Source organism: Antarcticirhabdus aurantiaca, from assembly GCF_009765365.1.
GTDB classification, from domain to species: Bacteria; Pseudomonadota; Alphaproteobacteria; order Rhizobiales; family Rhizobiaceae; genus Antarcticirhabdus; species Antarcticirhabdus aurantiaca.
In genome coordinates this window covers 1-23,288 of record NZ_VTOM01000035.1, presented here as the reverse complement: position 1 = coordinate 23,288, position 23,288 = coordinate 1, and the positions used below count along the sequence as shown (strand labels likewise).

22 protein-coding genes and 2 pseudogenes are annotated in these 23,288 nt (G+C 62.0%); 8 read left to right on the top strand and 16 right to left on the bottom strand.

Annotation, left to right across the window (positions count from 1 at the left end):
* Positions 1-96 precede the first annotated feature (96 nt).
* Both FZN60_RS27115 and FZN60_RS27110 read right to left on the bottom strand, forming a co-directional pair.
* The gene (locus FZN60_RS27115) at positions 97-3,534 is read right to left on the bottom strand and encodes a PAS domain S-box protein (RefSeq protein ID WP_246727255.1); all 3,438 of its coding nucleotides are present in this window, start codon (positions 3,532-3,534) and stop codon (positions 97-99) included.
* Between the two features lie 276 nt (positions 3,535-3,810).
* Entirely contained in the window at positions 3,811-3,981 is a 171-nt protein-coding gene (locus FZN60_RS27110) for a DUF2934 domain-containing protein (protein ID WP_158877281.1), read from the bottom strand.
* A 432-nt stretch (positions 3,982-4,413) separates the two neighbouring features.
* On the opposite strand from FZN60_RS27110, the gene FZN60_RS27105 reads away from it, so the two are divergent.
* The 3 genes and pseudogenes from FZN60_RS27105 (at position 4,414) to FZN60_RS27095 (ending at position 6,442) form a co-directional block, all read left to right on the top strand.
* On the top strand, positions 4,414-4,923 hold the full coding sequence (locus tag FZN60_RS27105; RefSeq protein WP_158877279.1) for a DUF892 family protein: 510 nt from the start codon (positions 4,414-4,416) through the stop codon (positions 4,921-4,923).
* A 549-nt stretch (positions 4,924-5,472) separates the two neighbouring features.
* Positions 5,473-5,893: pseudogene (locus FZN60_RS27100) on the top strand (transposase); the annotation flags it as partial.
* Positions 5,894-6,034: 141 nt separating this feature from the next.
* Positions 6,035-6,442, top strand: a complete 408-nt coding sequence (locus FZN60_RS27095) for a cupin domain-containing protein (protein ID WP_199266665.1) — start codon at positions 6,035-6,037, stop codon at positions 6,440-6,442.
* A gap of 64 nt (positions 6,443-6,506) precedes the next feature.
* On the opposite strand, the gene FZN60_RS27090 is transcribed toward FZN60_RS27095, so the two are convergent.
* Together FZN60_RS27090 and FZN60_RS27085 are read right to left on the bottom strand one after the other, a co-directional pair.
* Entirely contained in the window at positions 6,507-6,746 is a 240-nt protein-coding gene (locus FZN60_RS27090) for a hypothetical protein (protein ID WP_158877275.1), read from the bottom strand.
* Positions 6,746-7,534 carry a Crp/Fnr family transcriptional regulator gene (locus FZN60_RS27085; RefSeq protein ID WP_158877273.1) on the bottom strand — a complete coding sequence of 263 codons (789 nt, stop codon included), beginning with the start codon at positions 7,532-7,534 and terminating at the stop codon, positions 6,746-6,748. Before FZN60_RS27085 ends, FZN60_RS27090 begins: the two co-directional genes overlap by 1 nt.
* A gap of 325 nt (positions 7,535-7,859) precedes the next feature.
* On the opposite strand from FZN60_RS27085, the gene FZN60_RS27080 reads away from it, so the two are divergent.
* The 3 genes from FZN60_RS27080 to FZN60_RS27070 all read left to right on the top strand — a co-directional run bounded on the left by FZN60_RS27080 (position 7,860) and on the right by FZN60_RS27070 (position 9,877).
* Positions 7,860-8,288 (top strand): SLOG family protein, encoded by a 429-nt coding sequence (locus FZN60_RS27080; protein WP_158877271.1) that lies wholly within the window; start codon positions 7,860-7,862, stop codon positions 8,286-8,288.
* Between the two features lie 532 nt (positions 8,289-8,820).
* Positions 8,821-9,261, top strand: a complete 441-nt coding sequence (locus FZN60_RS27075) for a hypothetical protein (RefSeq protein WP_158877269.1) — start codon at positions 8,821-8,823, stop codon at positions 9,259-9,261.
* A gap of 142 nt (positions 9,262-9,403) precedes the next feature.
* Complete coding sequence (locus tag FZN60_RS27070; protein ID WP_246727254.1) at positions 9,404-9,877, top strand: NUDIX hydrolase; 474 nt, start codon at positions 9,404-9,406, stop codon at positions 9,875-9,877.
* A 328-nt stretch (positions 9,878-10,205) separates the two neighbouring features.
* On the opposite strand, the gene FZN60_RS27065 is transcribed toward FZN60_RS27070, so the two are convergent.
* The 6 genes from FZN60_RS27065 to FZN60_RS29380 form a co-directional block, all read right to left on the bottom strand.
* Positions 10,206-11,528 (bottom strand): TRAP transporter large permease, encoded by a 1,323-nt coding sequence (locus tag FZN60_RS27065; RefSeq protein ID WP_158877267.1) that lies wholly within the window; start codon positions 11,526-11,528, stop codon positions 10,206-10,208.
* Positions 11,525-12,136, bottom strand: coding sequence for a TRAP transporter small permease subunit (locus tag FZN60_RS27060; protein ID WP_158877265.1), 612 nt, complete (start codon positions 12,134-12,136; stop codon positions 11,525-11,527). Before FZN60_RS27060 ends, FZN60_RS27065 begins: the two co-directional genes overlap by 4 nt.
* A gap of 131 nt (positions 12,137-12,267) precedes the next feature.
* On the bottom strand, positions 12,268-13,587 hold the full coding sequence (locus tag FZN60_RS27055; protein ID WP_246727252.1) for a TRAP transporter substrate-binding protein: 1,320 nt from the start codon (positions 13,585-13,587) through the stop codon (positions 12,268-12,270).
* A gap of 101 nt (positions 13,588-13,688) precedes the next feature.
* A complete protein-coding gene (locus tag FZN60_RS27050) occupies positions 13,689-14,066 on the bottom strand; it encodes a c-type cytochrome (protein WP_246727248.1) in 378 nt (125 codons plus the stop codon).
* Positions 14,067-14,141: 75 nt separating this feature from the next.
* A complete protein-coding gene (locus FZN60_RS27045) occupies positions 14,142-15,317 on the bottom strand; it encodes a PQQ-dependent sugar dehydrogenase (protein ID WP_246727258.1) in 1,176 nt (391 codons plus the stop codon).
* 698 nt (positions 15,318-16,015) lie between these two features.
* Positions 16,016-16,300 (bottom strand): putative quinol monooxygenase, encoded by a 285-nt coding sequence (locus tag FZN60_RS29380; RefSeq protein ID WP_199266666.1) that lies wholly within the window; start codon positions 16,298-16,300, stop codon positions 16,016-16,018.
* A 718-nt stretch (positions 16,301-17,018) separates the two neighbouring features.
* Here FZN60_RS29380 and FZN60_RS27035 point away from each other — a divergent pair.
* On the top strand, positions 17,019-17,648 hold the full coding sequence (locus FZN60_RS27035; protein ID WP_158877263.1) for a hypothetical protein: 630 nt from the start codon (positions 17,019-17,021) through the stop codon (positions 17,646-17,648).
* 142 nt (positions 17,649-17,790) lie between these two features.
* Here FZN60_RS27035 and FZN60_RS29375 read toward each other — a convergent pair whose 3' ends face one another.
* The 6 genes and pseudogenes from FZN60_RS29375 to FZN60_RS27005 form a co-directional block, all read right to left on the bottom strand.
* On the bottom strand, positions 17,791-17,895 hold the full coding sequence (locus FZN60_RS29375; RefSeq protein ID WP_158877321.1) for a DUF3572 family protein: 105 nt from the start codon (positions 17,893-17,895) through the stop codon (positions 17,791-17,793).
* Positions 17,896-17,925: 30 nt separating this feature from the next.
* The gene (locus FZN60_RS27025; protein ID WP_158877261.1) at positions 17,926-18,306 is read right to left on the bottom strand and encodes a MarR family winged helix-turn-helix transcriptional regulator; all 381 of its coding nucleotides are present in this window, start codon (positions 18,304-18,306) and stop codon (positions 17,926-17,928) included.
* A gap of 246 nt (positions 18,307-18,552) precedes the next feature.
* Positions 18,553-18,936, bottom strand: a complete 384-nt coding sequence (locus FZN60_RS27020) for a response regulator (RefSeq protein ID WP_158877259.1) — start codon at positions 18,934-18,936, stop codon at positions 18,553-18,555.
* A 267-nt stretch (positions 18,937-19,203) separates the two neighbouring features.
* On the bottom strand, positions 19,204-19,695 hold the full coding sequence (locus tag FZN60_RS27015; protein ID WP_158877257.1) for a MarR family winged helix-turn-helix transcriptional regulator: 492 nt from the start codon (positions 19,693-19,695) through the stop codon (positions 19,204-19,206).
* A 246-nt stretch (positions 19,696-19,941) separates the two neighbouring features.
* A complete protein-coding gene (locus FZN60_RS27010; RefSeq protein WP_158877255.1) occupies positions 19,942-22,047 on the bottom strand; it encodes a HAMP domain-containing methyl-accepting chemotaxis protein in 2,106 nt (701 codons plus the stop codon).
* Between the two features lie 189 nt (positions 22,048-22,236).
* Positions 22,237-22,755: pseudogene (locus FZN60_RS27005) on the bottom strand (integrase core domain-containing protein); the annotation flags it as partial.
* A 385-nt stretch (positions 22,756-23,140) separates the two neighbouring features.
* Here FZN60_RS27005 and FZN60_RS27000 point away from each other — a divergent pair.
* The coding region (locus FZN60_RS27000) for an FAD-dependent oxidoreductase (protein ID WP_158877253.1) at positions 23,141-23,288 on the top strand (148 nt) is incomplete at its 3' end.

Sequence of the window (23,288 nt, the reverse complement as noted above, 5' to 3'; positions counted from 1 at the left end):
GAAGATGGCTGGGCCATTGTAGCAGGCACGTTGCCAAGGAGCTACGTGAGATGTCGACCGTGGACATCGAGACCGACTTTACGCTGTGCCGTATTACTATGCGTGCAGCATCAGCTCCTGCAGCTTATTCGCTAGGGCATCCATGGCGAAGGGCTTTGTCATGATGTGCATCCCCGGCTCAAGATGGCCGTGGTTCAGCACCGCATTCTCGGCATAGCCAGTGATGAAGAGGACCTTCAGGTCTGCTCTTTGTGCGCGCGCCGCATCCGCCAGCTGACGCCCGTTCATACCCCCGGGCAGGCCTACATCGGTGATCAGCAGGTCCAATCGCGCGTTAGACTGAAGAACCTTAAGGCCAGCAGGGCCATCGGCTGCTTCCACAACGGCGTAGCCGAGCTCTTCCAGCACCTCGGCAATCAGCATGCGCACGAGAGGCTCGTCGTCGACGACAAGCACGGTGCGTCCCTGTCCGTCATGTGCCACATCAGCAAGCCTGTCAGGCGCGTCGACATCCTCGGCCTGTCCGTAGTGCCGCGGCAGGTAAAGGCATATCGTCGTGCCCTGCCCGACCTCCGAGTAGATGCGCACCTGCCCACCCGATTGGCGCACGAAGCCGTAGATCATCGATAAGCCAAGACCCGTGCCCATGCCGATTGGCTTCGTGGTGAAGAAGGGGTCGAAGGCCTTCTCGATGACCTCCGGCGTCATGCCCGTGCCCGTGTCAGACACGCAAAGAGAAATGTATTGCCCTGGTGGTAGGTCGCGCTCACGCGCAGCACGATCATCGAGCCACTTGTTGGCGGTCTCGATGGTAATCTTGCCGCCGTCGGGCATGGCATCGCGCGCGTTGATGCACAAGTTGAGCAGGGCGTTCTCCAGCTGGTTTGGATCAACGAGCGTGGTCCACAAGCCCCCGGCTGCAACAGTCTCAAGCTTGATCTGGGGGCCGACCGTGCGCCGGATCAGTTCCTCCATCTCGGAGGCCAGCTTGTTGACGTTGGTAGGCTTGGGGTCGAGCGTCTGCCGTCGCGAGAAGGCCAGGAGGCGGTGCGTTAGAGCCGCCGCTCGCTTGGCTGCCCCCTGAGCAGCAGAAACATAACGCTCGATGTCGTTATAACGACCTTGAACAATACGGTTGCTCATCAGCTCAAGGCTGCCGGAAATGCCGGCGAGGAGATTGTTAAAGTCGTGAGCTAGGCCGCCCGTTAGCTGGCCGACAGCCTCCATCTTCTGGCTCTGGCGCAATGCCTCTTGGGTCTGCTGCAGCTCTGCCGTTCTCTTCTCGACGACAGCCTCCATGGCATCGGCCGCGATGCGAGCTTCGGTGATATCGACGTTGCATCCAATAAAGCCGAGGAAGCATCTGTTCTCATCATGCCGAGGCACGCCCTCGCAACGGAGCCACCGTAACTCACCGTCCTTGTTCCAGACGCGAACCTCAACAAGGATGCGCTCGCGTTTGGATAAGGCTTCTAGGAAGCGCGCGTGGAAGGCGCCAACATCATCCTCATGAACGACCTGCCTCCATCCATCTTGAAGAAGCTCATCCGGCGATAGTCCGAAGTCAGTCTCATAGCGGCGATTGGCGAACGTAATCCTGCCCTCAGCGTCGGATGCCCAAATCAGCGCCGGAGCATTATCTGCCATGTGGCGGAAGCGGCTCTCACTCTCGCGAAGGGCACTCTCCGTTCTTCTGCGCTCGGACAGCTCGTGCTGTGCTGAGCGGAAGAGGTGCGCGTTGTCGATTGCTGTAGCGGCTTGACCGGCGATGCCGACCATCAGCCGCTCATGGCGTTCGGTGAACCGACGCGCTTCAGGATGCCCGAAGAACAACCCGCCCAGCACCTCGCCAGATCGGGATATCACGGGCACTGCGAGGTAGCTCCTCACTGGCAAGTGGCCTTTTGGCATGCCGAAATGAGGATCGTTCTTGCCATAGCGGGGATCGAGGAGAATGTCGTCCGACCGAACGATCCCGTCGCCTTTGAAGGTCGGCTCGAACACCGCTGTCGCGCGGGGATTGCCAAATCGCTCAAAGTCCGCGCGATCAGCCCCGGACAACGTATAAAGTAGGAAGCTCTCACCGGACTCATCGAGGACGTTGTAGAAGAACGCTCCAAACTTAGCCCCGGTGAGCTTCACCCCCGCATCAGTGACCATCTGAACGAGGCGGTCCAAGTCAAGCTCAGCGGCGATATCGGCTCCGGTGCTATTCAGCACCTCGAGAACGCGACTTTCTTCCCGAAGGGAAGCCTCTGCCTTCTTTTCTGAACTGACGTCACGCACCTCGATGATGGTGCCGACCGTTTGTCCAGACTCATTCTGAAGGGGGCTGGCGGTGTAGGCCACTGGGTAGAAGCTGCCGTCTTTATGAACAAACACCTCCTCCCCTCGCATCTGACTTTTCTCCGGAAATGCTCGATCAATCGCGCATTCCTCGATGGGGAAGTGTCGGCCGTCAGGATGAGTGTGGTGGACCACATCGTGCAGAGGTCGTCCTTGCGTCTCCTCGAAGGAATAACCTGTTAGAGCTTCAGCCGCTGCGTTCATATAGACGCAGTGTTGACATTCATCCATCAGGAAAATGGACACGCTGGCATTGTTCAAGACAGCGTTCAGCTTGCGCTGCGATTCGCTCAGTGCCTGCTCACCAAGGACGCGCTCGGTGATGTCGGTTCCCTCGATGAATATGCCCTCGACGCTACCCTGATCATCTGTCACTGGCTGGTAGACGAAGTCGACATAGCGATCTTCAGCAGACTTGCCCGCTTCTCGCTGCAGGCGGACCTTCATCGAGGTGCCCACGAAAGGCTGGGCGGTCTCGTAAACCCGCTCGAGCGTTTCAAGAAACCCTTGTCCCTCGAGCTCAGGAAGAGCGTCTCGAACGGATCGCCCGACGAGCTCACGCTCGCCAACATGGCGGATATAGGCTTGGTTCACGAACTCGATGACGAACTCGGGGCCGCGCACCATGGCCATGAGGCTCGGGGCCTGCGAGAACATCTGCACGAGGCGCTGACGCTCACTCAGGGCACGTCGTTCGGCCAGAACCTTGCGCGTTGTCTCGCTTGCGGCGCAGAACATGCCACAGACGGCGCCGGACTCATCGCGCAGCGGCGTGTAGGAGAAGCTGAACCAAGCCTCCTCTCGGAAGCCACGCCTCTCCATGGGAATAAGGAGATCCTCATGGAACGAGGCTTCCCCTGCGAGGGTCTGCTCAACCAGCGGCTGGATCTGCTGCCAGATATCGGACCAAACCTCGGCAAACGGTCGGCCGAGCGCGCGCGGGTGCTTGTCACCGAAAATCGGCGCATAGTCATCGTTGTAGAGGAAGGCGAGCTCAGGTCCCCAGGCGACGAACATCGCCTGCTTGGCATGCAGCATGAGCCCGACAGCTGTGCGAAGAGATTGCGGCCATGTGCTTGGGCAGCCGAGCGGTGAGAGCGACCAGTCGAGTGCCCTCATGCGAACGCCCATCTCGCCACCACCTTGCAAGAAGCTGAGGGCCTCGGGATCGCTAAGGCCTGTGTCCATCGCTTGCCGCCTCATTCCTTTGGTAGGTCAGCGGCTTAGCGCGGACGACGCCAGATTGCTACCAACCTGCGCTTCCAGGCATCCCGCATTGTTCGGGAGCGGGCTTTCGCTGCATCGATCTGCGCCGCCGTTCTTCGACCAGGCGCGGCACCACTGATGGGACATACCATTGATGAGAGCCGTTCCCGGCTTCTGATCAAAGGCGACCTCATACGAGGTGATGGCCGCGCCGAGGCCGCCGCCGACAGATCAGAGGTGGCCCTTATCCCTTCGAAATCAGCGAGCCACGATCCGGTCGCGCTCCCCCTCGGCTGCGGCCTCCTCTCCCTCGATCTCGCGCGAGGCCTGCGCCCAGAACTCATGCTCGCGGCCGAAAGGCCGGCCGGCTTTCTCCCATAGGTAATAAGCTCGCTCTCTGACAGCTTCGTCGTGGTCGCGAATGGCCAACTCCTCTCCTCACGCTACGTACCAGCCTGCGCCCGTCGCCTCCTCACGACGCTGGATGCAGCCTCCTATACACAACAGGTAGCCGGAGTTTCGGCGTTGTCGATGCGGCACGCCCCTGATGTTGGGGGCGAGTACGACAGCGCGAACAGCCTCGCTCCGCGCTCGCTTCGCTGCGCCTCAGCCTCCCCACCTCCAGCAGCCAGCGGCAGTTACCTCGCCAGCTCTTGCACGAACAGGAAGCGTGCCACCACGCTGTTCACGTGCGTCACTGCCCACCTCTGCCGAACTCGTACAACGGCGTTGAGCGCGGGTGAGGCATAGCCCAGCCGCGCTCTGTCCGCGAACAACCGCCGCGCGAGCAACGCCGTTCGGATGGAACATCGAGGCAGGCCGGACGTTCGCTGCCAGCCCCATTGTTGAGGATTATCGGATATGGCTGACACCCCCCGCTCGCTCTATGCCGTCGCGCTGCGCAACACTCATGCGATGGAAACGCAAGGCTTGCGGCAGATGGAGAGCCAAGTGAAGGGGCTGGAGCATTACCCCGACTACGAGCGGCTGCTGCGTGAGCACATCACGGTCACCAAAGCCCAGGTTCAGCGGTTGGAAAGCGCCATGATCGACCTGGGCGAGAGCACGTCCTCCCTGAAGGAGGCCGTCACCAACACAGTTGGCAAGATCGGAGCTGCCGTTCACGCGCTCGCGCAGGACGAGACGCTGAAGAACCTCTATGCCGGTTACGCCTACCAGTACGAGCAGGTCGCCGCTTACCGGTCGCTGATCGTGTTTGCCAAAGGGGCTGGTCAAACAGCGCACACGGCCGGGTTCCAACTGGCCATCGATGAGGAGCGCCGGGCCGCGGAAGCGGTCGACCGCTTGATCGAAGAAGTGACGCAGAAGTACATCGCACGCACTCTCCAAGGCAAGAAGGCTGATAGCTGACGGCCCAAATGGGCGTTTATCCAGACAAAGAGCGTCAACCAGTCCAGCTCGGACCCTAGGGATCCAGTATAGCGCGTGGTGAGGCTTTCGGCCTGGAAAGCGAGCGCGTCGTCGTAAGCTCGGCGAGAACGTGTTCCACTCTCAAAGAAGGGCGCCGCGACCTTGCCAGATACGGCGCTCCTCATCAGCCTCTGAAGGTTACACCCGGTTCGGGCCAGATGCATGGTCATCATGTTCAATCACGCCCGCAACGACAAGGGGTGCAGGTTCGCCAATCCCGTAACATCGTCGCGATCCATCGGTCGTGTCTGGCCTGGTGGTGTCAACATGCGGCGGCTCTGACGCGTCAGGGACTCCCAGTCCCGTTGTGATCTGAGTCACGGCGGCAAACGGAGATTTGCCATGTCGACGTCCATTCCGCTTTGGGCGGACTTGTGGTCTCGGCCTGCGCCACCACGCGCAGAACGAGGTCGTGGTGGCGGCTTTCAAAAGGCTTGCGCCGAGCTGATGGGCATCCAAGCCAAGCTCCCATAGGGCATTGAGACCGAGATCGAGCTCTGGTGGGCCAACGAGGCCCGTATAGGCCGAAAGAGCAGGCTCACCCACCACCGGGCCCGCCGCGGCACGAGGCCCTCGGCCCCGCAGGGCTTAGCACACGATGTGGACCTACATCTTCGACACCGATCCCGGCGCTCATGCCGTGCTGATCCTGGATCGTGCCGGCTGGCACAGGACGCCCAAGCTCGTCGTCCCGGCCAGTATCACGCTGCTCTTCCTGCCGCCGCGAGCGCCCGATCTGAAGCCGGTCGAGAACGTCTGGCATTTCCCGCGCGACAACTGGCTCTTTAGCCGCATCTTCGCCAACTACGACGACATCGTCGCCCATTGCTGCCACGCCTGGAACAAACTCGTCGATCAGCCCTGGAAGATCATCTCCATCGGCATGAGCGACAGGGCCCATCGGCAGTGATCAAAGCTTGTTGATCTTACAGCCTGCTACCCTCCCGCAACACACCTCCCCAAAAGTCAGAATTGGTGCCATGCTGATGCTCACCGTCGCGGGACGCTCCCGGTGTCGGGGACGATTGGTTGAACGCAGGAGGCGAATGCGATGACTGCGATGACGTCGACCATCAAGATGAAAAGGTTTGATAACCCCGATCAGATGCTCGATATGAAGGAGCACGGTCGCATCTCCATCGTCAAGCTAGCCGACGGCACAGCTGGGATGCACGCGATCTTTGAGCCCGGTTGGACTTGGGAAGCCGATGAGAAGCCGCTTCTTGGCTCGCCGGACTCATGCCCCATGCGCCACATCGGCTATTGCATCGGAGGCAAGCTCGTTGTCCGAATGGCCGAGACAGGAGTTGAAACTCGCATTGCTGCTGGAGACTTCTTTGATATCCCGCCCGGCCACGACGCATATGTTGATGGCAGTGAGCGTGCCGAGCTGATCTTGTTCGCGGGACCAGAGCACCAGCATCAGAGCGGCATCCGCTCAAGCTGCGTCGCATCGTAAGCGTCCGGCGAGCCAGCCTTTGAGATGTGGCCAAAATCGAGCTTAGATGCGCGGCGCTCGGCACCTACTCTGCCACCATCTCCCCGGTACGAGCAAAGGCGATCTTCCAGAACTCCGGCTCGTCGGCTTCGCGGGCAGCGATCACCGCCCACTCCAGGAGCTTGGTGGTGATTTCTTCCACCGCTACGCCCCGGCTCAGCATGAGCTCGACCGACTTTCTCAAAAGCCGGTCGGGGATCTCCTCCTCGGCAAAGCTCCGCGCCACGGCGTTATGAAGAGGCGAAGTCCTTGGTTCGTCAGGCATCAGTTCACAAGGGCGACTGCCAGCGCGTGACGCCGAGTCGCCTCCGTAAGACCCGTGACCTGCGCAACATCCATCTGAGCTCCCAGATAGGCTGGGTACGTGCCGGCAGCCGCCCTCAGGGCAGCGACGTCCTGCACCAGGATGCGTCCACGTTCTGGCACGAGAAGTCCTTCCGCTTCTAGCTGCTTGAGGGTGCGGCAGACACTGATATGCGTGACGCCGAGTGCGTCCGCCAAGTCGGTCTGGTTCATAGCGAGCGTGATCGTGTTGCCTAACACCAGACCGAGAGCCTCCAAGCGCCACGTCAACTCGCTGAGGAGCCGGACGAGACGCTGTTCCATTCCGCGTCGTCCCATGTTCACCAGCCATTCGCGCGAGATCGCATCATCGACGTGCCTCGCCAACGAGAAAGCGCGGGCAAGTGCCGGCCGCCGGTATAGATCCTGCAAGGCTGTGCGCGAGAACGTCGCCGTGCTGCCGCAAGCCAGCGCCCCGACGCTGAAGTCATAGGGATGTTCTGCCCAGAAACTGGAGTCGCACAGGTCGCCCGGCAGGAGGATGGCAAGGATCTGGCGTGAGCCGTCCGCCAGAAGCCTATAGCGGCAAAAGAGCCCCGACACCACGACGTGCAGGTCACGGCGCCTGTCACCCTCGCGAAAGACATCCCCTTTCGGTCTGTGGATATGGGAATGGTGAACAAGCGCTCGCAGAACTTGCTTATCGTCAGCACCCAAGGTGCCGAAGCGCTCAAGCCGATGAGCCAGAACTCTGGCAGCTTCAGATAGCATAGAACCCTCTCCGCCGGACAAGATCCGGCGGGCCTTCGCGACGTCCCCAAGCTCGCAACATGAGGAGGCGGCATTCGGCTCCATCCAGCCGCCACATTAATGCCTTGTTTACCTAACGATCAAGTTGCGGGCGGCGCCAGAAAAGCAGTTGCCTTTTTGGCTGGGCGGCTTCTCGCCCGGACTCGTGCGCCGCCGCGCCTCGCATACACCGACATGTGTATCGTTTTAGAACAGCTTTATTCATTTCGCGCAACGATGACCTCTCGAACCTGTGATCTCTCCTCGCAGGTGGATCGGGGCGGTAAAGCCTGTAGCGGAGCGCGCATTGGTTATCTTCAAGCGTGTGCTTGTCTGCGGCAGCGACCGTTTGGGGGACTGGCAAGGCATATTCGACGCGCTCGATGCCTTGGCTGCTCAGTTCTACGAGGAGGCGACTCAGCTGGGCGCTGCGACCCACATCATCATCATCCATGAAGGGCGAGGCAGAGGTGTCGGCGGCTACGCCGACGGATGGGCTGTTGCGAACAGAGCCTCTGTCGACGAGTACCCGAGCGAGTGGATGCCAGCTGGAACGGCGCGCAACAAGCGCATCTTCGAGCTCGCACAGCCCGACGTGGTTCTCGCCTTCTCTTGCGATAGTCGTTGCCTGCACATGGTGAGCTTGGCGCGCAAAGCAGGCATCGCCGTTCACGTGCTCGCGGCTTCGGGTCGCAAGCGCCCACAGAGGCGAGGCAGGCAACAGCATAGATCGTGATGTGGGCGGCTATCAGCCTCGGGCTGATAGCTGCGGCCAAGCCTCCTACTGGCTCGAAGAGCCAACACTCGCCACATCATGCTGCCAAAGTTGACAGGTGCGTTGATTAGTAAAAGAGCCCGCTCCTACCTTTATCGGCAGGAGCGGGCTTGCGGTGCAGGAGAAGGGACGGGACCCTGCACCGCTACCGACATGGGGCAGCTCAGGGCAGCCGACGATAACAGCTGATGGCGATCTCCGGCGCAGTGGTTAACCCATCGCGCAAGTGACACGGAGATGTCACACGACGCGCCGCCGCGCTCGGGATCACCCTTTCGACCGGTCTGCTTCGGCTCGGCGCGAGCATATTGCCTCACCTCGTGCAGCGCGTTTCCCCGGGCACAAGGCACACGGCGCCAGCGTCGTGATGCGGCAGGGGCATCATCCCGCGCGCATCATGCACGCACGGCCGCAGCCGCCGTAGCCTTCGGGGGCAGCACCATCTAGGAAGGCGAGCGGCCCTTGGCCTATCGACTATCCTGCTGACTTGAGAATGCGCGTGAATGAACTGGTTGAGGTTGGGACGTGGGTGCGGCTCAGGCGGGATCCTCACCGTTTCGGATCCATCGGCGTCATCGTTCGCCAGGAGCCGGCCTACTTCATCATCCAGACCGACGGGACGCCGCCCAGCGGCCTGGGCGTCACGCGGCAGGACTTCGTCATCCTGGAGGATCAGGTGTCCCCGCATGAGTTCTTTCCCATGCGCAAGACGCTGCCCTACGGCGCCTTTCACTGCGCTGACGGCTCGCAGGTCCTCTTCAACCGCGACTTCAAGCTCATCGCTCGTCGAAAGCCGGGGCACATAGACCTGCCCTGTGAGCCCGGCGAACAGATCGCCTATGTTCGGGAAGAGCGCTTCTACGCGGCCGGGAACGAGCCTTGGCGCAGCGAGGAGGCCTATATGGAGTGCATCATGATCCTGCACGGGATCTGAGCTGCGCGCGTGGTGGCGCGTCATAGCGCCTCGCGTCGTGCCAACCCCTGGCGCGAGCTCCTCGGTCAAGATGCCGGCTTTCTGCCAAAGGGTTGAGGCCAAGCAGAGGACGGAAACAGATCCAGCATGAGACACCTCCACCTTGCCCAAGCACGTCAGCATCCGAAAGGGCCACCAGATCGCCGCCGTGCCGCTTCGGCTTGCCGAAAATGGCGCCATGCAGGTTCTCCTGGTCACATCACGCGAAACCCGGCGCTGGATCCTCCCGAAGGGCTGGCCCATGAAGGGCATTAAGGATTATCGCGCGGCCAAGATCGAAGCTCACGAAGAGGCGGGCGTGCGGGGGCGCGTTCTGTCGCAGCCGGTCGGCACCTACAGCTACTGGCGGCGGACCCGGTGCGACTTCCGCTTGAGCGAGGTGCGCGTCTATCCTCTCCTGGTCAAGCGCGAGCTGAAGCGCTGGAAAGAGGAGGGGCAGCGGGACCGGTGTTGGTTCAGCATCCTCGACGCGGCCGATCACGTGCTGGAACCTGAGCTGAGCACTTTGATCGTCCGCATGCCTCTCGACGAAGCACTGCAAGGTGCGCTCACGATGCGGAGCAGCTCGGTAGCTTGAGGACTGTCAGCGCGGTAAGCTGCTGATCGACATGCCGAAATTGAGGACAAAAAGCCGCCAAGCAACATCTGAGGTGAGGCTGTCCAGGTCCGAACCTGCTGGTCCGCCGTCGGCACCACACAGCGTTCGGTCGGCGTACGACGCGTTTACCGCATTTGTTACCATGCGTCCCTACGAGACCAGAACGTCGACCTGCCGCAGCTTCGCGACGACCTTTTCGGGCCTGGGTCGTCCTATCATGTCCGCCTCGTTTGAGATTAAAAGCCATACTTCAGGGCGGACAATTCTATTGGAGGCGCATCACGGCAATACAGCTTGATCGCCATCCTTACCGCGCATACAGCAGGTTCGGGAGAAACGAGCCAAGCGAGGGGAAAACGTAGTACAGCAACATGGAGAACAGTACGATCATCAGGAATGGCGTCATGCCGGAGAAGATGTCTGTCAGCTCCACCCCCTTTGGGGCGACACCCTTCAAATAGAAGGCCGACATGGCCATGGGTGGCGACATGAAGGAGGTCTGGATGTTGAGTGCAATAAGAACGCCGAAGAACAGGGGGTCGATGTCGTAGACCGCAAGGAGCGGCAGGAAGATCGGTACAAAGATGATGATGATCTCTGTCCACTCTAGCGGCCAGCCGAGAACGAATATGATGACCTGTGTCAGGAGCAGGAACTGAAGCGGCGTCAGCGACAAGGCCTCGAACCAGTCCTCCACCACGTGATGCCCGCCGAGCAGGCCGAAGGCCGAAGCGAAGATCCAGGAACCAACAAAGAGCCAGCACACCATGGCCGTTGAGCGGGCGGTGAGGAAGACCGACTCCTTGAAGCCCTGCCACGTCAGGGACTGATAAGCGAGCGCCAGGACGAGCGCACCGAGCGCTCCTATGCCCGCGGCTTCGTGAGGGGTGGCAAGGCCGAACAGGATCGCTCCGAGGACAGAGGCGATCAGCGCGAACAAGGGCAGGAACGAGGTCGCCACGAGCTTGATGACCGTGGCGAGAGGGACGTCGGTCTCCTCCTTCGGCAGCTTGGGGGCGAGACTCGGGTTCATCATGGCACGAACCATGACGTAAACGATGTAGAGGCCAGCCAGCATCAGTCCTGGGATGAGCGCGGCAGCGTAGAGGCGCACGACGGATACGCCGGCCATGGCGCCGTAGAGGATCAGCATGATCGAAGGGGGAATGAGGATCCCCAGACAGCCTCCCGCGCAAACGACGCCCGAAGCCAGCTTCTTGTCATAGCCAGCGTTCAGCATGGCCGGCAGGGCGAGCAATCCCATCAGCGTGACCACTGCGCCCACGATGCCCGTGGCCGTGGCGAACATCGCGCAGGTGAGGAGGCTCGCCACGGCGAGTGAGCCTGGTACGTTCTTGGCGGCGAGCTGCAGGGCTCGAAAAAGCCGGTCGAGAATATTGGCTCGCTCGATCAGGTAGCCCATGAACAGGAAGAGTGGGATCGAAATCAGCACGTCGTTGGACATGACGCCGTAGGCCCTCTGCACCAGCAGCGGGAATATGGCGTCACCAATGGCATAATATCCGAAGATGACCGACAGGGCGATGAGGGTGAAGGCGATTGGAAAGCCAAGCAGGATCGTGAACAGAAACACGACCAGCATCAGGATGCCGACTTCTGGATTGGTCATAGCGTCTTCTTCTCGGGCATCTCGGTGTCAGCTTGGGCGCCGGGCGCTTCCTGGACCTTAGCGAGGATCTGGGCTTCCAATTCCTCGACGTCGTGCGGTCGGCGCGGCCAAGCGCCGGTGCGCAGGGCGATGATGGCTCGGATTGTTTCGGCGAGCCCCTGAAGGAAAAGGAAAGCCCCTGCGAGCGGGATCAACGTCTTGAAGTGGTAGAGAGGCGGTCCGTTCGGACTGAAGGTCGAGTGCTCGTTGATCATCCAGGATAGTCGGGCGAAGCCGTATCCCGAATAAACGAGGGCGATGATACCCGGGAAGAAGAAGACCAGGTAAAGGACCAGGTCGAGCCCGGCTTGGGCTCGGACCGACAAGAGCCGGTAGACGATGTCGGCACGAACGTGGCTGTTGCGAGCCAGTGCGTAGGCTCCGGCCATGATGAACAGCGTGCCGTACATGATGTACGACATGTCGTACGCCCAAGTCGTCGGGCGGCCGAGCGCGTAACGAACGAACACCTCATAGCACACGACACCTGTCAGGATGACGATGCACCAGGCGAAAAGCTTGCCGACGGCGGTGGATACGCCGTCGATGAAGAACAAAAAGCGCTGCATGTTGGACATCTCGCAGGAGGCGGCGAAAGCGCCGTCGCCGGGAAGTGGCGACGGCGCGCGTCATACACCTCGAGTGGGCAGGAGTTCGTCCACTCGAGGCTTGGTTTGGTCGCCTTGTGAGCCTGCCGACGTCAGGCTTGCGGGAAGAAGTGCTGGTAGGCGAGCGTCCGGGGTGTCTCCCATTCCTGCTCGAAACCAACCACGCGTCGCGCCCACTCCTTCTGACTGTCGACGACCTTCTTGAAGAAGGGGTCGGCGGAGAGTGTCTCGATGACGCGGTTCCACGCTTCGAGCTGCGCCTTCAGGACGTTCTCGGGCGTCGGCACCACCGTTACACCGGCATCCTTGATCTTCTGAAGGTCGGCGGAGTAGCGGTCCATCGCCTTCCACGACATGTCGGCAGAGGCGGCATCGGCCGCGTAACGCAGAACCTGCTGCAGCTCCTCGCCGAGTCCATCGAATTTTGTCTTGTTGAAGATGACCTCGAAGCACTCGCTGTTCTGGTGAAACGAGCGCACCATGTAGACCTTCGCGACGTCGGGAAAGCCGAGCAGGAGGTCAGACGACGGGTTGTTGAACTCGGCGCCGTCGATGAGGCCACGATCCATCGCCGGGACGATGTCTCCGGCACCCAGGATCGTCACCGCGATGCCCATCTCCTGGCTCATGTCGGCGGCCAAGCCGTTGGTGCGATATTTTAGTCCGTTCAACTGGGCCGGATCGTTGATCTCGCTGGCGAACCAGCCGAGCGGCTGGCTCGGCATAGGGCTCGATAGAATTCCGACGAGGTCGAGGCCGAGAACTTGCTGCACGAGTTCGTCGTAGAGCGCCTGACCGCCGCCATACCGAACCCAGCCGAGCATCTGGTTGGCGTTCCACCCCCAGGCCGGCGGGGTCGCGAACAAGGAGAAAGCCTTGTTCTTACCGTACCAGTATCCCGCGACACCGTGTCCGCCGTCGAGTGCGCCGGCAATGATCGCGTCTTGCAGCTGCAACGCGCCCACGACCGCGCCGGCCGGCAGCAGCTCCATGGTCAGCCGTCCACCCGACAGCCTGTTGACGACGTTGACGTAGTCGCCGGCAAATTCGTGGAAGATGTCCGTCGAGGGCCACGTGCTCTGAAACCGCAGCGTCGTTGTCTGAGCCCGCGACACGTTGGGCATGGCGAGGCTGACAGCGGCGGCCGCGGCGCCCGTTCCGATGGCACTCTTGAGAAAGCGGCGGCGCGACGAAGCGTTCCCCGGACTCGATCCGGAGTTGTTGTGTTGATCAGTCACTACTTTCCTCCCGTCCGCTTTCCGCGGCTCTACAGTTGCCAAGCTGCCATGGCGATCATCCTCCGCGCAAGTCGGAATGCCAAAGATACCGATAGTGACAAGCTGAAACAGTGCACAATGCTGCAACCGGTTCGACCGCGGGCGCGCGGGTGGATGTGATCCGGGATCGCGCAAGCCATGGCACGTCCGCACATATCGACGATGCGCGAACGAGACTCAAAGGCCCGCACCAGCATGTATGCTTGCTACTCTTCCCATCTCCTCCGCCAGAAGGATCAGTCCTGCGGGAGTTTGGCGGAGATCTTTATTGCGGAGTACCAGGCGGCGAGGTCGGCGATGTCCTCGTCGGACAGGCTTTGGGCGATCAGCGTCATCTGAGGGTGCTGGCGCTGGCCGCCGCGAAAGGCTTTGAGCTGCGCATCGACATAGAAGCTACTGTCGCCCGCAAGATTCGGCGCGTCGGGCGCCTTGGCGATGCCGTCGAGTCCGTGACACGGCACGCAGCTCGCGGCCTTTTCGCGGCCCGCCCGAATGTCTTGCGCCGCAGCGGCGCCGAAGTTTGCTAGAGGTGTGCCCAGAAGGAGTGCGGCGGCAAGGGCGAGGTGCGGCGCGAACTTCGGCCAAAAGGACATGGCACGGCCCTTTCTTATCATGCGGGATGAGGAAATGGCTGGTGTCCGGCCGCAGAAGGCAATTGGTGCCTCCTGCGACCAGGCGATAGACGGCGATTATTCCGAGTAGGAAATGCGATAGATCGCGCCGACGAGATCGTCTGACACGAGCAGCGAACCGTCCCGCATCTGGGCGACGTCCACCGGCCGCCCGAGGTACTCGCCATTGTTGTTCAGCCAACCTTCGGCAAAGACTTTCGTGTCGCCTGCCGACCCGTCAGCTGCGACCGACGTGAACATGATCCTCGCTCCTATCGGGGTCGTCCTGTTCCAGGAGCCGTGCTGCGCCGAGAAGATACCGCCCCGATACTCCTCGGGAAAGCTCTGGCCGGTGTAGAAGTCCATGCCGAGATCTGCGGCATGAGCGTCCATTTCGACCTCGGGCAGTCGTGCGCCGGCAGGAGGCTCCTTGCTCTCGTATTCCGTCGTGCGCACGCTGCCGCCGCCGAAGAAGGGAAAGCCGAAGTGCTGGCCCGCTTCCGTCGCGCGGTTGAGCTCGCCCGGCGGCTTGTCGTCCCCCATGCCGTCGACCTGATTGTCGGTGAACCAGAGGTCGCCGTTCGCTGGGTTGAACTGCATGCCGACCGAGTTGCGCACGCCCAGTGCGAAGACTTCTCGGCCAGTGCCGTCGCGGTTCATGCGGATGATGCCGCCGATGCCCTGCTCGGCATAAAGATCGCTCTTTTCGGGCGGGGGCACGTTGTAGGGTTGACCGAGCGAGACATAGAGCATGTTGTCGGCTCCCACGCGGCATACGCGCGCCGTGTGGTTGAACGACTCTTCGGAGGTCGGGACGAGGTTGCCCTTCTTAATCACCTCACCGAGCGCTACATCGGGGCTTTCGTAGAAAAATTCGGCGGCCGGGAAGGTCAGGACGCGGTTCTGCTCCGCAATGAACAGGAAGCCGTCCGGCGAGAAGCAGACGCCGTTGGGAATGGTGAACTCGACCGAGGGCGCGAACTCCTTCACCTCGTCGGCGACGCGGTCGCGGTTTCGGTCGGTGACGGCCCAGACGTTCTGCTTGCGGGTGCCGACAAAGGTGACGACGCCTTGCGGTCCGACGGCGATATGCCGTGCATCCGGAACGACAGCGTAAAGATCGATCTTGAAGCCATCCGGCAATGTGATGGCTTTGAGGTTCTCGCGGATCTGCGCCGCGTAGGCGTCGGTCTGCGGGACCGTGACAAAGTCCATCGACGTGCCCGTCGACTGCATGCCCTGGAGTCGCTCCATGTTGCTCGCGGGCTCGGCGCCCTTCCGCGCCTGGGTTCCCGACTGTTCCGGCTCGGGGTTCCCGGCCGGGTCGGCTGCAGCGGCTGGAGAGGCTGGAGCCCCGGCGTCCGCCGGGGTTTCGGGCGTTTCGGGCGCCGACCCTTGGGCAAGCGCCGCCGTCGCGATGGCCAGTCCGGCCACCGTCGTCAAAAGCAGTCTGCGCATATCTTCCTCCCACTGCCGGGTCGTTGCCTCGGCTGCGCACCCGTCTCCCAACAGATGTCAGATGAATTGCTTCCATAGAGCGCGAAGGCTGTCAATTATCCGCTTGCTCATCACTTGGTATGGCCGATATCGATCATAGCTTCGTTGACGGGACGATCCATTTACGTGCGGGCCCCAGCCGGAAGAAGGCCCACGCGGCCCAGCGATTGGCGACCGGCAAAGACTTAGGGTGATGACATAGAGCGCCGGCGTCCATTCCTTTCCAAGCTTTACGGCAACTGCGGCGTCGTGCGTTGCCCAGGCTTGGATATGGTCGCGTGGAGTTGCAGGCCAGGCACTAGCTCTCGATGACGATGCATACTTCCGCGAGGCTAAAGAACATCTCGCTATTCAGCAAAATGTTCCAGAGCTTTGAGTTGACGCCCCGTGAGCCACGGTTTTCCGCGAGCCCGGTTCGAAGAACACGGTACTGGCGCCGACCAATGCGGTCCGCCTCATGGCGCCAGAAGCGGGCGCTCGTTGCCGACATCGAACTTGACGATATCCGCTGTCACGCGCCCCTGCCAGCGCGCCACCAAAGCGGCTGTGTCCTCAGAGGCCGGATGGGCGGTGAGCACCGCCTGGTCGCACCAGCGCTCCGCAACGAGCATGCGGCCTTCTCGTAGGTCGTCGGGCGCGACGGCGAAGAAGAGGCAGCCATCGCGGGTGCGGGCCGTGCGCGCGAAGTCGGCAGGTCGTTGATGAAAGCAGCCGCGTCCGAGGGCGCTACGTGGGTGTATCCGCTCACGATCAGCATGATCGTCCTCCTTCCCCGCAGCTTGTCACCCGACGGTGAGGACGATCTTGCCCTGAATGCCGCCGAGCCGCCGCACCAACCCAGCGGTGCGCGCCTTCCTCGCAATGCTGCAGGAGACCTTTAGCGAGCACATGAGCACAATGGCGCGCAGTCGAGCGCCGTCGTCCCGGCCGCTCTTCGCAGGCCATCCGTCCACATCCATGCTTATTCGTAGGTCATGCGCTGATGACGCCGTTGATCGTATGCATTGCTCCGGTGACGAAACCCGCCTCCGGCCCGGCGAGCCAGGCCACCAGTCCAGCGACCCCTTCGGGCCTTTCGTGGCGCTTGATCGCCCTGAAGCTGTGCGCCAGATCCCGTGAGTGTCCGTTCGCCGGGTGGACCTTTGCAACACCTACGTGATACTGCTACACTGTTGCTACAGACGAGGCAGCTCGCGGCCATATAGAACAATGCTTTAGCGCACCCGGCATCGCTTCCTTTCGGGCGCGCCACTTTTTCCAATCGCGGCAGGCGGTTAGATCAGATCAAGACGTTAGACGTTCGGACGCGTTAGAAGCGCGTTAGGACGCTCGTCCAAACGCATAATGGCCCCGCCCGGCTTTCGCCGAGCGGGGCTTTGCATTTTCGGCGGAAGAGAGTGGCGAATCGCTCCGCCTCCATGCTCCACGTTCCTCCTCCGTTCACGTTGGAGGATCGACATGGAAACCGCGTCCGACGAGCGCCCCTTCCGCTATCGCTGGCGCCGGGGCGAGTACCATCGCCCGCTTTTCTACGCGTACGACGGCGACCTCTGCATCGGCCAGATGGGAGAAAAGCCTCTGACGGGCCGCGATGCGCAATGGCAATGGAGCATTCACGTCCTGCGCCTGCCTTGGGGCAGCGGCGGCCTGACAGGATCAGCCAGCGGGACGCCTCGGGATGGAGCCCGGTCATTCGAAGATGCCTTCGACAACCTTCTCCCGAAAGCTTGCAGTACACACCTGAAGCTGGACGCGGAGATCGCGCTCTTCCAGCGGCACGGTCTTCCCCTGCCTCCGCGGGTGGCGTTCAGGAAGCGCGTCTTCCGCGACGGCCATCCCTTCCCCGCGCCGGACGATCCCTACGAGACCGCGGCCGAGTGGATCGACACCGAGCACCGCTGGATGTGGGGGCGGCTCCTGGATCAGGAGAAGCTCACGACCACGCAGATGAGGGAGGTGTGGGCGGCGCGGTGGGCAGAGAGGATGAAGCTGCGGGGCGTCGAGGGCGTGGCGCCGCCGCCGTTCGGATGCCCACGGCCCCTGGCCGAGTTCCGGGACGAAATGGCGAGGCTGAGAGCGCAGGGCTGAAACGCGAAAAGGCCCAGCCGGCAGGGCCCGAGCGGGGCACGATAATTTTCGCCGGGTGAGAGGAGGCGGTTGCGAACAGTCGAAGTCCCCGGCGTTGCCTGAGGGCGTGCGCGCGTCCCTGGCATTCTGCACTTCCGCGGGGTCAAAGCCCCGCTCGGCCAGCGAAGTCCAGAAGCTTCAGTTCGTGCGGCAGAATGAAGTCGATCAACCCCATGAAGAAGGCCGGCTTCTGCGCATCTGCGCGCAGCGCTGCAAGCGAGAAAACACTCGGAGCTCGTCAGCGAAGCCGCGACAAGCGTCCGTTTAGGACCGCGGCCACTAGATCGAGCGTCGCTGGCACATTCGCCTGCACGTTTGATCCCTTCAGTCCAGCTAGCAGCTCTGCCTCCAGCTTCGTCCGGATCTCACGAACCTTGGCCTGCCTGTCCAAGCCGAGCGGCGTTAGCCGCAGGCGGGTCCGTCTTGCGTCCCCGTCATCAGCCTCCCGCACGACCCATTTCTGAGAGACCATTATGTCAGCCATCTTCGAGACCGTGGATGGTCGGACGTTGAGCGTCTTCGCCACGAGGCTGACGGTCATTGTGTCCTCCAGCCTCAGGAGATCCAGGAACGAGTCCTGCCCGACAACGACGTCGATCTCGGCCAGCTTCAACTGCATGAGTTGCCGAAAGGCGCGCGACAGGGACAGAAGCACCGCCACGAGACTGGCAGGCCCCCCTGGCACATCCTGGCTGGGACCTTTGTCATGCTTTCGCACAGGCGCCCCCCAACGGCGACCGCAAACTAGGCTTCAGCGTATTGCTCCTGCTGGCTGATAATGGGCCAGCTAGCGGAAGTTCGTCAATAATCAAGTCGCGACTTCTTTCCAAACCGCTGGTTGATCATAGTAATCCTGCCTCGGCGGTCAGCCACGCCGGAGCGGAAGCAGCAACCGTAAGATATTCTCCGCGTCCATCGGCTTCTGGCAAACAGCGATATCGTCGAGTTCGTTCGGCATAAACCAGTCGTCATAGCCGGTGACGAACAGCATCGGCACGCCATGTTCGCGCAGACAGGTCGAGACGGCGAAAGACGCCTCGTCTCCAAGGCTGATGTCAAGGACGGCGGCATCGGGCAGCCCCTCCTTCTCGACGAGCTCGAGTGCTGTCGCGACGTCGGGAACAGGTCCGATTACATGTCCGCCTCTGCGCTGTATGGCGTCGGCTAAGCTCGTGGCTTGGATGTAGTCGTCTTCCACGACGAGAATGCGCTTGCCTTCAAGGTTTTGGGCTTCGAAGGCGAATGACATTCCTGATCCTGCAACAAACCGTGGACGCGAAGCTACTTGGCGCATTCTATGAACAAGACAACTCGCTGATGCCGCTGCGAACGAAGTTGTTTTGCCGTCGTTCCGCAGCTGCCGCTTGGTTGGAACGAAGGGCTGTGAAGGTGGGCGGCACCGGAAGACTCGACGAGGCGGCGGAACGTGTCACGAGGTGTCAGCGACTTGGCATGGCTATCATGTGCCGCAGCTCAGGGCGGGGAATCCGCGGCGCCCTACCCGCGCTTCCCGAGCTCAGCCACCCTTGAGCTGCTCGTCAGCCGCAAGGTCCGCGGCAAAGGCATTACCGTGAAGCGAAAGGCTGCGCAGTATGCATCGCAGGGCGTCCTTGAGGACCTGCCGCTGCTCAGCGGATAGTTCCACGAGCGCATTCGCCTGCATCATGCTTGATGCGGGAGCGAGGCTCTCGAACACTGCAGTAGATCGAGCCGTCAAATGGATGCGGCGCGCACGTCGATCTACCTGATCAACCCTGCGCTCGACGAGCTCGCGCTTCTCCAACGTTTCGATCAGCTGAGACATGGTCATGGGCGCGATGCCCATCAGGTCTGCCAGATCCTTCTGCCGTGCTCCTTCAAAGCGTCCAACATAGGTCAGGGCTCGAAGCTCAGAGGCCGTCAGGCTCATATCGGCAAGAAATAAAGCGCGCTCCATCGTCTGGCGCCAAAGTCGCGCCGCATCACCGAGAAGGAAGCCCAGCTCGCTTCCGGGAAGAATTTGGTCCACAAAGCACCTCCGGCTTTGACCCGTGGACACCTCAGGTCTGCTCCGCACTCGGCGCCAGCCCTTTGCCGGTTCGCCATGGAGCGCCTACGTGGCAGATCAAGCTTGCGCGGCGCCGTTCAATCTAGAACCTAGGCGACTACGAGCATGCGTTGTGAGTTGCAGGTCTTGAGCTTGCCGCAGACGAAAACGCCCCGCCGCGGCGAACCGGGCGGGGCTCTGAACTGTGGCGGTCGAGGTGTGCGGCTCTCAGCCGCTCATGCGCTCGAAGCCGGCATCACCATCCAGATCGAGGCTGACGCCGCTTGAAGGTGCGCTCTTCATGCTGCGTGCCGGCTTCGCCGCCGCAGGACGGCTTGCGGTGAAACCCTGCGCGCGGCTCTGGAGTGCACGCACGTCGCTTTGCTGAGCCTCGACCAGAAAGGCTGCCGGAGCTTCATAAGCGTCTTGCACTCTGCCCCCATGAGCCCTGGCGGCCGCATCAAGCTTGAAGAAGGCGGCGCGCTCGTTGAGGGAGACGGCCTCGCCCGACAGCGCCTCCGCCGTCGCCGTCATCTCGTTGGCGGCGCCCGCGTTCGCCTGCGTCACCTGGTCGAGCTGCACCACGGCCTGGTTGATCTGCTCGATGCCGATCGACTGCTCGCGGCAGGCCGCCGAGATCTCCGAGATCAGCTCGGCCGTGCGATGGATGTCGGGAAGCAGGCTGTCGAACTGACGACCGGCTTCTTCGGCAGCGTCCAGGGTATGGGTGGAGAGCTCGCCGATCTCAACGGCCGCCTGTTGCGAGCGCTCGGCAAGCTTCCTCACTTCTGAGGCGACGACGGCGAAGCCCTTGCCGTGGGCGCCGGCACGCGCGGCCTCGATCGCCGCGTTCAGGGCCAGGAGGTCGGTCTGGCGCGCGATCTCTTGAACGATCCGCACCCGCTCGGCGATCGTGCGCATGGCTTCCAGCGAGCCGGTGATGGCTGCCTGACTCCTCTCGGCGCTGGTTGCGGACTGGGCGGCGATCTTCTCTGCCTGAGCCGCATTCTCGGCGTTCTGGCGCACGTTTGCCGTCATCTCCTCGACGGCGGCCGAGGTTTCCTCGGAGGCCGCAGCCTGCTCGGTCGAGCCCGATGAGAGCTGCTCGGCCGTTGCCGCCGACTGCCGCGAGCCGGACGCCACCTGCGCGGCCGAGCCGAGGACGTCGCCGACGATCTCGGACAGCTTCCCGCTCATGGTGTTCATCGAGCGCAGAAGATCGCCGATCTCGTCCGAGCCCTTCGCCTCCACGCGCTGAGACACGTCGCCGGCCCCGATCGCGTCGGCAAGCGTCACCGCACGGCTCAGCCCACGCGAGATCGACAGAGACAACCAGGCGGCAGCGGCAGCTCCAAGTGCCACAGCCACGAGCGCGAGAACGATGAGCATGTTGCGGGTCGAGGCGTAGCTGCTCTCAGCCTGCGAGAGGTACTCCTTCGCAGTCTCGGCGGCGCTCAGATTGACCGCGTTGAGCCGCTCGTCCAGCGCCGCCGCGACCGGCGCGAACTTCTCCTGGTTAAGCTGCAGAGCGCGGCCGAAATAGTTGTTGAGGCCGTACTCGACGTGCTTCGTTGCAGCGCTGCGTAGGAGATCCCACCCCGCTCTGCTCTGATCGACGAGATCCTTGTGGCGTCGCCCAGCCGAACTCGTCGCGAGCGCGTCAAAGCGCTGATCGATAGTGCCGAATAGCGTCTTGATGTCCTTCTCAATACGCTGAAGCTGAGCCGGGTCGATGCGCACCACGCCAGCGATCGCCGTCGTGCGCCCGCGCAGAACATCGACCTGAAGCTCCGATAACATGCCAAGGGCAGCGAACGCGTCAGGACCGCCATCGGCGAGGAGCGCCTCTCGCAACTCGGCGGTAGCAGAGATGAAAGCATCGGAGCCGGCTTTCGTCTCATCCATGGCCGCGTTGCCTGCCGTGGGATTAGCTAGTTCAGCAACTGCGGTCATCTCGGCGGCGGCGGCCTTAAGAGCCTCGACCTGCGGCTTGATATCCGCGACAGAGGCTTTGTCTGCCTCAGGCATGGAAGCGATCATCTCACTGAGATTGGCATCTACATTCTGCCAATCAGTCTCGAGGTCTGCCTTCGCCTTCTCCGTATCTGCCGGATCGAATGAGAGGATCAGCCGGAGCATTGCACGCCGAGCGTCGGTGACAGACTCCTGCGTCAGGGCTCCATGCTCTACCTGTTCAAACGGACCATCCGCGAAGCTATTTAGAACTTCGTTGGTCTGGGACAGGCTGGACACCCCGAAGTAGCCTGAGACTCCGAGGAGAACGAGCACGCCGCCAAAGGAGGCAGCAAGTTTGGCTTTGATGGAGAGGCGCACTGTCTTACCTTAGAAGTAGCGCAGCAGTAACTTTTAGTTGCGCTCAGAAGTTAAAATGCTGCCGAAACATGCGTCCAAAATGTTTCTTCCTGCTTAAGACCTTGCGTGAAGCATTCGCTGAGGAGGGACGTAAACAGCCAACCTGGATTGCAGGAGTGGACTGCCCCCATTAGGTGGCCCGGTTCAAATCTAATGCATGGTGGGCTTGTCGGCGACGGTTGAGGTGGCCGGCGAAGCGGGTTGGGGTGGCGCAGCCGGCCATGGCACAGCGGCTGGAGCCGGTGGACGGTAGCCAAGCGAGGAGTGCGGTCGCTTCGTGTTGTAATGCTGCCGCCAGCCTTCGATGACGATGCGGGCCTCGGCAAGGCTGTAGAAGATCTCACCGTTCAGGAGTTCATCGCGGAGCTTGGAGTTGAAGCTCTCGCAATAGCCGTTCTCCCAAGGTGAGCCCGGCTCGATGAAGGCTGTTCTCGCCCCGACTGCCGTGATCCACTCGCGCTCTGCCTTAGCGATGAACTCCGGGCCGTTGTCGGAACGGATGTGTCCCGGCACGCCGCGCAGGATGAAGGGGTCCGACAGGACATCGATGACGTCCGAGGACTTAAGCTTCCGATCGACACGGATAACCGGGAGGCCCGCCGCCACGTCGAAGACGAGGCTCGGCTGGTAGTGGACGGCGACGTCCGCCTGGCCGGCGGCGAGGAGGCGCGGCGGCGAAGTGCGTCAACGGCCGCCGGCAGCGACGGGCCAGAGCGAGTCTGAGGCGACGTGCACGAAGCCACCCGGCACGGAGTTTCGTTTTTCTTTCGCTTTTCAGCATGGCTGGCGATCGGACCGGCAAAGAAGGCGGCCGACAACCGACCCCTTGCCGGAATGACGGGCCTGGCGGCTCGCCATTCCGGTTTTGCGGTGGACTCTACGATCCTTCGAAAACGAAACCGCGTTCGATCCGGGCTTCCGATTCGCGCGCCTCACGCAGCGCGAGCCCGCGTTTTGCCTCGGACATATTTCGTTTGATGTGCGATTAAGCTTCGTATAGCCTCCACATTGTTCGCAGTCGCAATTGAAATATTGCAGCGCGAAAGAGGATGGCATGCAGGGCGGATACGACGTTTTCATCGTCGGTGGTGGGGTCAACGGCTGCGGCGTGGCGCGCGACGCCGTCGGTCGCGGCTATTCGGTCGGCCTCGCCGAGATGAACGACCTGGCATCCGGCACGTCCTCCTGGTCCACCAAGCTCG